Raw genomic sequence first — 11,484 nt, 5'->3', positions numbered from 1 at the left:
CAGTCTATTAAAAGAGTACTAGAAAAATAGGAACCAGTTTCCAAACTTTTGATAACGGACTTGAAGAGTAAAAAAGAGATGGGAGAGTTACGTCGAAATGAATGAAGTTTTCATGGAGAAGAAGAGTAGAGAAATTGTTCGGGGAATGAAATTATCATCTACTAAAAAATGGGTTGCCGCTTCATTAGCAGGTGTGTTGTGGATTATGCCGGTAATTGGCAGTGAAGGCTTAGCTATGTTTGGTCATAGTTCCACACCAATTGCTGCCGCAGCCACATCTAATTTTAAAGTAAGCAAGCTGGGAGAAGAAGTAATTACTTCGGGCGCCATTATGATGAAATACAAATATACGGCTACGCGTTCAGGAGCGAGCGCTTCTGGCTTGGCGGATGTTATTCGCGTTGACCTCAACAATCCATATGTATCTTTAGATGTTATGACAGGTAAAGGTGGAAACCTGACAACACGTCAAAGTACTGGCGGGATGGCTAAGGAAACTGGAGCCGTGGCTGCAGTAAACGGAGATTATTTTAATACAGGCGGGGAAGGCGCTCCGATTGGTGGACAAGTATCCAGTGGAGTCTTGGTTTCCACCCCTTCGCAATTGGATGGCATGTATGCCTTTGCAGTGACTAAGGATCGCAAGCCTCTTATTGATGAGTTCAGTTTTGAAGGAATGGTAACCGCACCTGACGGCGCACAGTTTGAGATATCCGGTATCAATAAAGGTGCTTATAGTCCTGAAGGTGGAAGCTCTACTTATAGCCATGCTAATGCAATGTATATCTATACGGATGTATGGACCGCACTCGATCGTCCCAAAAACAGCTCAACCACACCGACAGAGGTGCTCGTTGAAAACGGCGTAGTTACTCAAATATCTGAAAATGCTGCGCTTCCTACAGCGGTTCCAAAGGGAGCTTATATTTTGCGGGCCCATGGCTTAGCCGCACGGTATGTTACTGCCCATCTGACTGTAGGACAACCGGTAACAAGTGTGTACTCCCTGAAATCCAAGACTACACAGCAATCGCTAGATCCTGCTAATCTGCAAACAATGATTGGTGGACATACGATTCTTGTAAATAACGGAAAAGCAGCAACGTTCTCTCGCTCGACTAGCAGTATTGGCGGTTATCGTGCACGTACGGCTTTAGGATATTCTCAGGATGGACGTTATGTATATATCATAGCTACTGAAAAAAATGGCAACAGCTCAGGAATGTCATTGACCGAGCTGCAATCTTTTATGACCAATATTGGAGTCTGGAAAGGGCTTAACTTAGACGGAGGCGGCTCTACAACGATGGTAGACCGGCCTCTTGGTGAAAGCTCAGCCACACTAACCTTTAATACAGAGTATGGCACAGAGCAGCGCAGCATTGTTAACGCGCTTGGTGTTTATACTAACGCACCACAAGGTGAAGTAAAAGGAATTAAAATTAGCGGAAGCACTTCGCTATTAGTTGGACAAAAGGCTACTTATTCATTAAAAGGTTATGACACTTACTATAACCCTATAGATGTAGCAGCAGGCAATCCTACTTGGACATCAAGCGGAGGAAGCGCAACTGTAAGTGCAGGAGAAGTAACGGCAGTGAAGCCAGGCACCGTTACCTTAACGGCTAAAAGCGGCGTAGCAAGTGCTTCTACAACCCTTACAGTCTTGGGTGGAGATGATCTATCCAGCATGAGTGTAGGCACTGCTACAGCGCCACTGACAGCTGGGACAACTGTATCTGTCCCTGTAAAGGCCTCTACGAAGAGTGGAGCAACCATAAGCGTTCCAGATTCAGCGCTGAAGTGGGAGTTTGTAGGCTTTAAGGGAGTCGTGCAAAATGGCAAGCTTACTGTAAACTCTGTGGATGCAGGGGTTACTACAGGTTACGCTATTGCTCGTTATGATGGATTTAGCACAGCGGTTGTATTATCGACAGCAGCAGCTACAACATGGGAAGATTTCGAGAAGGTAAGTTATCCAGTCAACTTTACTACCAATGTGCCAGCGGTACAGGGGACTGCAACAATCGTAGACGGATCGGCTGAAAGAGTAGGCTCCAAGGTGCTGTCACTCAGTTATGATATGACGGCTGGCAGCGGTAAAATGTACGCTTATGCTCAACTTAACGGCACAAGTGGAAAAGCCGTTCCAGCGCTTGCAACTTCGATGTCAGTTGATGTGATGGGCGATATGAGCTTAAATTGGCTGCGTGCTGAGTTTGTAGACAATAGTGGAGCTACAGCCTATGTAGATCTTGCGAAGATTATCGATTGGAACGGTTGGAAGAACATAAACATCGACTTGTCAGGATCAGGGATTAAATTCCCGGCTACGCTGAAGAGACTTTATGTAGTCAACGTAGAGGAAGGCCAAGATGAACGGGCGAAGACAGGTACCGTTGCTTTTGATAATATCACCTTCACAATGCCTTCACTTTCCAGTGATGCAGGGTTACCAAAGGGTACAGCTTCGATGAGCATCGGCTCCAAAGCAATGACTGTAAATGGAAATAAGAAGGCTATTGATGTAGCTCCAATTGTGAAAGACGGCAGTACTTATGTGCCGATCCGTTATGTGCTGGATGCTTTTGGAGGGAATGCTACCTGGGATCAGGTGAATAAGAAGATCATGGTGTTGCGCGGAGCCAAGGCACTGGATCTGACGGTAAATAAAAAGGAATACCTGTTAAATGGTAAGCGACAAAGTGCTGAAGTAGCACCTATTATTTTACAGGGTAGGACTTTAGTACCTCTGAGACTGGTTTCTGAACAGTTAGGATTAACTGTAAAATGGGAACAGAAAACGAAGACCGTAACTATCGAATCGTGATATGTTAATATATAAGGAAAACCTTAATACGATCCGATAGAAAAGGGGCAAGCATCCGTGGAATTTCAAGCCGATGCGATTGATCGCGTTATTAAAAATACCATCGACGTGATGGAGAGCAGCAAGTATCAGATTTTTGAAATATTGCAGGTTGCACGTGATGAACTTGCTGCACTCAACAAGGAACTGCAGCGGGTCATGGACGAAACGGATGAAACGTTGAAAAAGGTAGACAAGCTGGAGCTACAGTATCACCGCTCCAGAATCCGGCTGACAGAGGTCAGCCGGGACTTTGTCCGCTACTCAGAGAAGGATATCCGTATTGCTTATGAGAAGGCTACGGAGCTTCAGCTCGAACTCATGATGACGCGTGAGCGAGAGGTCTATCTTCGAAGCAGACGTGATGAATTACAAATGCGAGTGCGCAGTGTCGAAAATTCTGTAGAGCGTGCAGAGTCAATTGGTTCGCAAATGAGCGTAGTGCTCGAATATTTGTCGGGAGAACTAGGCCAAGTGACGAGAATTGTCGAATCTGCGAAGAACAGACAGATGATCGGACTCAAAATTATCCTGGCTCAAGAAGAAGAACGGAAGAGAATTGCCCGGGAAATTCATGATGGTCCCGCTCAAATGCTGGCAAATCTAGTCCTTAGGACGGAAATTGTAGAAAGAATGCTGGTAAAGCAGGAATTTGGGCTGGTGCAGGACGAAGTAGTAGATTTAAAAGGGCAGGTTCGTAACAGCCTGGAAGAAATGCGTAAGGTTATTTTTAATTTACGACCGATGGCTCTCGATGATTTGGGCTTGATTCCGACTTTGCGGAAATATGTGCATGATTTTGAAGAGAAGACGAAACTGCGGACGACTCTGGAAACCCGGGGACAGGAACACCGACTATCCTCAGCGATGGAGGCGGCGGTATATCGTCTGGTTCAGGAAGCATTGTCTAATGCAGCAAAACATGCCTACCCAAGCTTCGTATTGGTGGAGATTACATACCAAGCGCAGTTAATTAAGATTGTGATTAAAGATAACGGATTAGGCTTTAATGTACAAAAGTTAAAAAATCAGCAAGGTAATCGGGAAAGCTTCGGGCTAGTAGGTATGCGGGAACGTGTAGAACTGCTTGAAGGAAGAATGGAAATTGTATCAGCCGAGAATCAGGGGACAACAATCGTGATCCATATTCCGACGAATGTGGAGAAGGGGAAGGAGTAGTGTGATGGAGAACTTAAACTCTAGTAAAACGCCCATTAAGGTTCTTTTGGCGGATGATCATCAGCTTTTTCGTGAAGGGCTGAAACGCATTTTGAATATGGAGGAGGATATCGAGGTCATAGGGGAGTGCGGCGACGGTATTCAGGTATTAGAGTTTTGTAACGGGACTAAACCGGACATCGTATTGATGGACATCAATATGCCTGTTGAGAACGGCGTAGAAGCCACTCAAAAACTTCGGGAAATGTTCCCGGAGGTTAAGGTAATTATTTTATCCATTCATGATGATGAGAGTTATGTATTTGAGACCCTTCGTAAGGGCGCCAATGGTTATTTATTGAAGGATATGGAGGCCGAATCCCTTATTAATGCCATTCGTTCGGTCTGTGAAGGACATGCCTTTATCCATCCAAAGGTTACTGGAAAGCTTATCAATCAATTGCGGCGTATGACTTACCTTAACGAGACTGGTGTAACTACAGATACAGTGGTGAAGGAAGCTGGTGTTAAATTTATTGCTGGCGACAACAATCCTCTAACCCGTCGTGAAGCAGAAGTGCTGCGTCTAATGGCTGAAGGTAAGAGCAACAAAATGATTGGTGAATATTTATTCATTAGTGAAAAAACAGTTAAAAACCATGTTAGCAGTATATTGCAAAAAATGGAAGTGGATGATCGGACTCAAGCCGTTATTAATTCGATTAAATATGGCTGGGTAACCTTGTAGAAGCTTCACAGTAATACGTTACATATAGGAAAGAAATTAAGTAGACACAGCTTGCTTCCCTGATGGGTGTTCTAGGCAGTCACCGACCTTTTAATGCCGGCATATAGTGTTGGTATACAGAGGAGGTGCATCTCCATGGTAGCCCAGTTGATATGGATTGCGGTTGTTTATGTATCCGCTGCAGTGATGATTCATATGTTGCATAACCGGCAGAAGGTGCGTAAAACACCGCAGTCCGGAAAATGGATTCATTATATTTTTATTACCCGCAATCATGAATCTGTTGTGGAATGGTACATTCGGGCACTGACATTTCAAGCTCTTCTAACCGGAAAACGATTGCGAGTAACGTTCATGGATGATGGTTCGAGCGATGGAACACTTGGGATTGTTTCCAAAATGGCCGCTAGCGGCTGCTCTATCGATCTTGCAACATCTATGTACTCTCTTCAGATGAGTGAAGAATTGCAGCATGAAGGAATTGTAGTAGACTTGCGGCTGTCAGGGCAGTCTGTATCGCTGCCTTTTATGGGGATGGCAGGAAGTAGGGGATGCGAATCAAAGCGCAACAGATCTTAAGTAAATATGTAAGTAACGGGTGAAGCACACTCTCCAAGAACTGGGGGAGTGTGCTTTTTGCGTTTGGGGAGACGGATTCGTGAATTTGGGATCAAATATGGAGTTGCTAAGTACAAGCGAGAGGTAGGAGGGATTATTATGCAAGTCGCTGTATATGCTGTGGAATGCAAGGGGAGCTGGAGGTTTGAAATTTCATTAGATCTTAGCGTGGATAGATGGTGGTGGTCTGTAGCTAGACCGGAGAAGAAAGCTGGGAGTTCTTTAGCGGCGAATAGTTTGGTTCTGCTTTCTTCTGCGTTGCCGCTAGGTTGGGCTGTGAAGCTCCGGGACAACTTTAAACAAAGAAGCGCAATGGGCACCTGGGGGATTAAGGAGTGGGGGCAATATATTAATAGTATGCTTGAGGCTGAGTTGAGAGAGGAGAAAGAGGCAGGGGGACTGTGGGAGGCACAGTGGTTAAATGATGGAATATTCATATGGAAGCCTAATGAATCAAGTTTCGGAATAGAACAGGACAATAAGAAGAACGAAAGATACGATTGGTGTGAAAAAGAGGATTTTGAATCTGGATTACTAGAATCGGATTCAGAACAATTATTGCGGGCTGTGGCCGGGCGCTCTTTATTGGAGCCGGAAGTAGAAGCGCTGCTGGCAGAAGAATTGCCAGAGCTAGGGGGTTGCTGGCGCCAGGCGGCACAACTGGCGTATCTGCAGGGGCGGCTGTTGCTTACAGCCGCCGTAGGCATTGCGACCCCGGCTACGCACGGGGCGCGGGCCCGCCAGCTCCCTGCGGGTGCTGGCGTTATGATGCGTGCGGCGGCTAAGCTGCCGCACATGTTGCGGCGCGGCGCTGTCGCTCGCCGCGCGGTTTCGCGCTGCCTGCGTTGCGGCAGCGTGCCCACCGGCCGCACGGCATGCGCCGCGTGCGGGCTTATGGGCTGCGCCTATTGCGAGGCCTGCCTCGCGCTTGGGCGCAGCCGGGCTTGTGCGCTGCTGCTGCGCAGCGCAGCACTTCCGGCCGTGCGGTGCACGGCCGCCCTTGACCCCGCCGCGGCCGCAGGCCGGTGGGGGCTGAGCCCAGCGCAGGCGGGAGCCGCTGGCGCTGCGCTGGGTTTTCTGGCGGAGGCGCGCAAGCGCTCCGCCAGTACATGCCCAGAGCGGTTTCTGCTCTGGGCGGTAACGGGAGCGGGGAAAACGGAGATGATCTTCCCGCTCCTAGAGGCCGTGCTCGCCGCCGGAGGGCGGGCGCTGGTAGCGACGCCGCGCCGCGACGTCGTACTTGAGCTCGCGCCGCGGCTCGCCCGGGCTTTTCCGGCGGAGGTCATCGCCGTACTTTATGGCGGCAGCGCAGATCGCTGGGTGAGTGGTCGCTTAACGCTCGCAACCACCCATCAGCTCCTGCGCTTCCATCAAGGTTATGATCTCGTAATCATCGACGAGCTGGATGCGTATCCTTACCACAATGATCCTATGTTGGCCTATGCCGCTGAACAAGCCTGTAAAGTGGACGGCTCTTTCATCTATTTATCAGCTACTCCACCACAAGAAATGCAGCGTTTGGTCCGGTTAGGCAAGCTTCCACATGCCAGAGTGCCTGTCCGCTTCCATGGTCATCCCTTGCCTATCCCGCAGCATTTGAGTATACCCTCGGTTCTGACCTGTCTAAAGCGTGGAAGTTTGCCAAGATTGCTTATACAAAATCTTCAAAAGTCACTGGAGCGAAAAGCACAAATTTTTCTATTTGTGTCTCGAATAGCTCATATCGAAGGATTGCTGATACTACTTCGTCGTAGCTTTCCCGGCGTGGTTATTGAAGGCACCTCGTCCAAGGATTCATTTCGGGCAGAAAAGGTAACTGCTTTTCGCAACCGTATCATCTCTTTGTTAGTGACTACTACGATCCTGGAACGGGGAGTTACCGTGCCACGCAGTGACGTATTTATTTTGGATGCAGACAGTGGTCTTTTTGACGAAGCCTCTTTGGTACAGATGGCAGGCCGTGCTGGTCGTTCTAAAGATGATCCTGATGGCCATGTTGTATTTGCCTCCCCTCAGTGGAGCCGATCCCAGCGTGGAGCGATTGCTCAGATTCGTACTATGAATATCATTGCTCGCCGCCAAGGATATATTCGTAAAGGTGGGGCTATATGAATACCAAGCTTACAAGGTTCCGAAAATCCCTGTCTTTCCTCCTTACCCCCTCCGTGCCTCAATGTCTAACCTGCGGGAAGCACAGCCCACAGTCCTCACAGCTGCCGGGTATCTGTAAGAATTGTGCGGAATCCATTCCTTGGATACGCGCTCCACGTTGCTTGATATGTGGGCGGCATGTAGGCTGTCCAGACTGCACTCGCAGCGCTGAGCCCTCACCCATTGTATGTAACCGGAGTGCGGTAGCCTACACTAATGAGATGAGAGAATGGCTCGGTCAATATAAATATCGCGGGAATGAACGATATGCCCCTCTGCTTGGACTCATGCTGGATAGGGCATATTTAACCCTAAAGGAGGAAAAGCAGCAGGGGGCTCTTTTATCTCAGAAAGCATCTTTTTTTCATCTTATTCAACATAAAAGGTACATAAAAAACAGCCTTTGGTCAGCTGATTTATTAGTTCCGGTACCTGTCAGTGATACCAGGCTTCTAGAACGGGGCTTTAATCAAGCGGAAAGATTGGCCGATGTCCTATCTCGGCATAGAAAGATTCCACAGCTACCGCTACTAATTCGTACACATCATACAGGTAAGCAGAGCTTTAAAGGACGTGCGGAGAGACTGGCAGATATGAAGAATGCTTTTGGAGCAAATCCGGCAGTCTCCACACTATTTAAGGATTGGCTGAAAGATAACTCACCTATAAGCCGTCCTATTCGAATTATTATTGTTGATGATATCTATACAACCGGAAGCACGATTCGTGCTTGTGCCGAAATTCTAAAACAAATGGTTTCTAACTATGATTATGCTGCAGAAATCTATAGCCTAACCTGGGCGCGTTCCTAAAACGCGAAAAATGCATGATTGTGAACAGCTATATCCATTCCATTAAGGATTAGTTGCGGTTGGTAGCGTTTCTTCTGTCCCATAGACGAATTCCTTGCAATCATGTAATCTAGGAGCATAAGAATATTATGCATTGCACAGAATGTACGGAGAGGAGCGGCTGCTTGTTATGAATCTAGACAATTGTCCAAGGTGCGGCCGGTTGTTTGTCAAGAATCTTATGGGGTTGTGCTCGGCCTGTATCAAAGAGCTGGAGCATGAATATGAGATCTGCGTGAATTATTTACGGGAAAACAAAGGAACCAACATTCAGGAGCTCTCCGATGCTACGGGGATTTCTATTAAAGAGATTACCCGCTTTATTCGAGAAGGCCGGATTTCTATAGCTAATGCACCCAATATGATGTACCCTTGCGAAGTGTGTGGTACACTGATTCGGGATGGCCATATGTGTGACAGCTGTCGTAGTCGGCTCAGGAAAGATCTCACGAATGCTGTCAAGGAAAATTCTGCTGAGGATACTACTAAAAAGACATCTGATGGTGCATATCGTGCCATAGATAAGCTGCGTGACCTATAAAATCTGCAAAAAAACGTTTGCAGCTATAAAGAATGTTTCAGTCTACGCCGATAAACTTAGTAAAGATTATCGGCTTTTTTATATTAGAAGGAAGGTGGAAGTTATGAAAATTAACGAGACCGGACGAATTAACGCGATTAATCCGTATCAACGCAGCGCGGAAGCGCAAAGGCAGGAACAAATGAAGAAAAGCACACGCAAGGATGAGGTTTCGATCTCTGATGAAGCGATTCAACTCTTGCAAGCACAAAACACTGGCAAGAATGATCCAGAACGCGCACTTAAGATCGACAATCTAAAGCAGCAGGTCTCCGCAGGTACCTATCAAGTTGATGCATCTAAGCTAGCAGAGAAACTCGCCCCTTACTTTAAGCAATCCTCCGAGAATTAGGTGAAAACATCCATGGCATTGACGACATTAATAGAACTATTGGAGCGGCTAGATGGAGTGCATGTTCAAATGCTGGATCTGGCCGCTGAGAAGAAACAGACGATTATGGATAACAAGGTGGATGCGTTAATAGACATCCTTAACCGTGAGTCCAAACTAATGAAGGTAATTGGGCAGCTCGAGGAAGAGCGAATATTAGCCGCATATACCGTTTTACAAGGTGTGGGTATTCGTTCCAACCTGAACCTGAACCTAACGGAGCTTTCCAGGCTTATATTTGACCCTGAAGACAAGGCACGACTGCTGCATATTCAGCAGAAGCTTTCGGGCACTTTGCATCGCCTGAAAGAAGCCAATGACCTAAATCAGAAGCTGATAGAGCAGTCGCTTACATTTATAGATTATTCTTTGGATCTGTTGGTCGGAAGACCAAATCAGGATATTACTTATCATCGTCCGTCCGACAAAGGCAACAACGTAAATCGGTCGGGGATTTTTGATGCACGAGGTTAGAATTGTACTGATGAAGTGTTCTGCCAGAGCAGAACATAAGGAGGAGTAAGAAGCATGACATCCACATTTCACTCGATAGAGACGGCGAGACGCAGCCTTTTTACTCAGACCGCAGCTCTTAATACAACTGGACACAATATCGCTAATGCGAATACCGAAGGTTATACTCGTCAACGTGTTAATATGCAAGCCTCTTTACCTATTGAAGCGTACGGGTTGTTTAAATCTACCGTTCCAGGTCAAATGGGTACAGGGGTGGAATTCTCATCTATCGATCGGATTCGAGAAATGTTTCTGGATGATCAGTACCGTGGCGAGAACTCTGCTTTCGGCAACTGGAGTCTTCAAGCAGATACGCTCTCTAAGCTGGAAGCTATCGTTAATGAACCATCGGATACAGGCATTCGTACAGTTCTGGATAACTTCTGGAAATCATGGTCGGATCTGAGTAAGAACCCTGAAGATCCAACGGCCCGTAAGATTGTAGTGCAAACTGCACAATCTTTGACAGATGCCATGAACTATATGAGCACGCAACTGAATAATCTGGAGCGGGATCTAACCACTAATATAGATGTTAAGGCAAAAGAAGCTCAGGGTTACCTAACCGCGATCGCAGATTTAAATAAATCCATCTATAAGATTGAGGGTATGGGGGATCATGCGAACGATCTACGTGATCAACGCGACCTGATGGCGGACAAACTCTCCAAAATTGCTAATATTACTGTTGTAGAGACGGAAGCGGGTTATAACATTTCTTTGGGTGGACAACCTCTCGTAGAGGGTGGAGAAGTTACTGCAACCGTAGATGGCGCGTTTCTTAATAATGCTTATGCCTCCGGAACCTTGAAGGGCGGCGAGGCTTACGGAATGATTTTTTCCAATAATACCTATGTTGCCGATTATAAGAAACAGCTCAATGATTTGGCGAGCACTATTGCTACAGGTGACGTTGAAATTACAGTGCCAGCTGGCTCCAATCTTCCTGAGGGATCAGTGTTGACTAGTGATGTCAAGATTACACAAGCTGACGGTACCGTTGTTACCTTGGCTGCTGGTCAGGCTATGCCTAAGGGCGCAACAATGTATGAAGACGCCAAGACCATTGTCAAAGGGTTAAACGGACTTCACAAGTTAGGTTATGCGATGGATGGAAGCGTCGGACGTGATTTCTTTGTAACATCAGGTGAGGCTGGAACGATCAAGCTGAATCCGGAAATTGCAGCTGACGTAAACCTATTTGCAACTTCGTTACGTACAACTGTTGATGCGAACGGAAATACGCAAGTCGTTAAAGGAAACAACACCTTGGCTCTTTTATTGACGAACCTGAAGGATAGTAAATTTACTAAGCCAGACGGTAGTGTGAGCAACACTGTTGGTGGGCTTTTTAGCTCTATGGTTGGTCAGCTGGGTATTCAATCCCAAGAGGCTGCACGTCAGACGGATAACTCAGATTATCTCGTAGAGCAAGTTAACTCCCGTCGTCAATCAGTCAGCGGTGTATCACTGGATGAAGAAATGTCGAATATGCTAGTATTCCAGCATGCTTATAGTGCCGCAGCGCGTTTTATGACTACTTTTGATGAACTGCTCGACAAATTGATCAATTCCACCGGCACAGTCGGCAGATAAAAGGAG

Annotated in this window: 10 protein-coding genes; all 10 read left to right on the top strand. The window is 46.8% G+C overall.

The window, feature by feature from the left end; genetic code table 11:
• Positions 1-97: 97 nt before the first annotated feature.
• The 10 genes from NST40_RS29030 to flgK all read left to right on the top strand — a co-directional run bounded on the left by NST40_RS29030 (position 98) and on the right by flgK (position 11,478).
• A complete protein-coding gene (locus NST40_RS29030; protein WP_081387502.1) occupies positions 98-2,830 on the top strand; it encodes a stalk domain-containing protein in 2,733 nt (910 codons plus the stop codon).
• Positions 2,831-2,887: 57 nt separating this feature from the next.
• The gene (locus NST40_RS29025) at positions 2,888-4,048 is read left to right on the top strand and encodes a sensor histidine kinase (protein WP_036681511.1); all 1,161 of its coding nucleotides are present in this window, start codon (positions 2,888-2,890) and stop codon (positions 4,046-4,048) included.
• Positions 4,049-4,052: 4 nt separating this feature from the next.
• Positions 4,053-4,775 carry a response regulator transcription factor gene (locus tag NST40_RS29020; protein WP_036681509.1) on the top strand — a complete coding sequence of 241 codons (723 nt, stop codon included), beginning with the start codon at positions 4,053-4,055 and terminating at the stop codon, positions 4,773-4,775.
• A gap of 135 nt (positions 4,776-4,910) precedes the next feature.
• Complete coding sequence (locus NST40_RS29015; RefSeq protein ID WP_076123908.1) at positions 4,911-5,354, top strand: glycosyltransferase family A protein; 444 nt, start codon at positions 4,911-4,913, stop codon at positions 5,352-5,354.
• A gap of 138 nt (positions 5,355-5,492) precedes the next feature.
• Positions 5,493-7,505 (top strand): helicase-related protein, encoded by a 2,013-nt coding sequence (locus tag NST40_RS29010; protein ID WP_342410250.1) that lies wholly within the window; start codon positions 5,493-5,495, stop codon positions 7,503-7,505.
• Positions 7,502-8,356 (top strand): ComF family protein, encoded by an 855-nt coding sequence (locus tag NST40_RS29005; RefSeq protein ID WP_256716465.1) that lies wholly within the window; start codon positions 7,502-7,504, stop codon positions 8,354-8,356. Before NST40_RS29010 ends, NST40_RS29005 begins: the two co-directional genes overlap by 4 nt.
• 169 nt (positions 8,357-8,525) lie before the next feature.
• Positions 8,526-8,936, top strand: a complete 411-nt coding sequence (locus tag NST40_RS29000; protein ID WP_076124340.1) for a TIGR03826 family flagellar region protein — start codon at positions 8,526-8,528, stop codon at positions 8,934-8,936.
• A gap of 103 nt (positions 8,937-9,039) precedes the next feature.
• Entirely contained in the window at positions 9,040-9,327 is a 288-nt protein-coding gene (gene flgM, locus NST40_RS28995; RefSeq protein ID WP_036678454.1) for a flagellar biosynthesis anti-sigma factor FlgM, read from the top strand.
• Positions 9,328-9,339: 12 nt separating this feature from the next.
• On the top strand, positions 9,340-9,840 hold the full coding sequence (locus NST40_RS28990; RefSeq protein WP_036678457.1) for a flagellar protein FlgN: 501 nt from the start codon (positions 9,340-9,342) through the stop codon (positions 9,838-9,840).
• Positions 9,841-9,894: 54 nt separating this feature from the next.
• Positions 9,895-11,478 (top strand): flagellar hook-associated protein FlgK, encoded by a 1,584-nt coding sequence (gene flgK / locus NST40_RS28985; protein WP_339245284.1) that lies wholly within the window; start codon positions 9,895-9,897, stop codon positions 11,476-11,478.
• Positions 11,479-11,484 lie beyond the last annotated feature (6 nt).

Origin of the sequence: Paenibacillus sp. FSL R10-2778 (genome assembly GCF_038593035.1) — a bacterium.
Taxonomy (GTDB): Bacteria; Bacillota; Bacilli; order Paenibacillales; family Paenibacillaceae; genus Paenibacillus_AQ; species Paenibacillus_AQ odorifer.
Note: the sequence above shows the minus strand (reverse complement) of the source record. Positions and strands in the feature narration are given on the sequence as shown.

What these genes read in the sequence shown, in the direction of transcription:
- NST40_RS29000 (WP_076124340.1), top strand. Translation starts at nt 8,526, where the DNA reads ATGAATCTAGACAATTGTCCAAGGTGCGGCCGGTTGTTTGTCAAGAAT.
- NST40_RS29005 (WP_256716465.1), top strand. Translation starts at nt 7,502, where the DNA reads ATGAATACCAAGCTTACAAGGTTCCGAAAATCCCTGTCTTTCCTCCTT.
- NST40_RS29030 (WP_081387502.1), top strand. Translation starts at nt 98, where the DNA reads ATGAATGAAGTTTTCATGGAGAAGAAGAGTAGAGAAATTGTTCGGGGA.
- flgK (WP_339245284.1), top strand. Translation starts at nt 9,895, where the DNA reads ATGACATCCACATTTCACTCGATAGAGACGGCGAGACGCAGCCTTTTT.
- flgM (WP_036678454.1), top strand. Translation starts at nt 9,040, where the DNA reads ATGAAAATTAACGAGACCGGACGAATTAACGCGATTAATCCGTATCAA.
- NST40_RS29010 (WP_342410250.1), top strand. Translation starts at nt 5,493, where the DNA reads ATGCAAGTCGCTGTATATGCTGTGGAATGCAAGGGGAGCTGGAGGTTT.
- NST40_RS29020 (WP_036681509.1), top strand. Translation starts at nt 4,053, where the DNA reads ATGGAGAACTTAAACTCTAGTAAAACGCCCATTAAGGTTCTTTTGGCG.
- NST40_RS28990 (WP_036678457.1), top strand. Translation starts at nt 9,340, where the DNA reads ATGGCATTGACGACATTAATAGAACTATTGGAGCGGCTAGATGGAGTG.
- NST40_RS29015 (WP_076123908.1), top strand. Translation starts at nt 4,911, where the DNA reads ATGGTAGCCCAGTTGATATGGATTGCGGTTGTTTATGTATCCGCTGCA.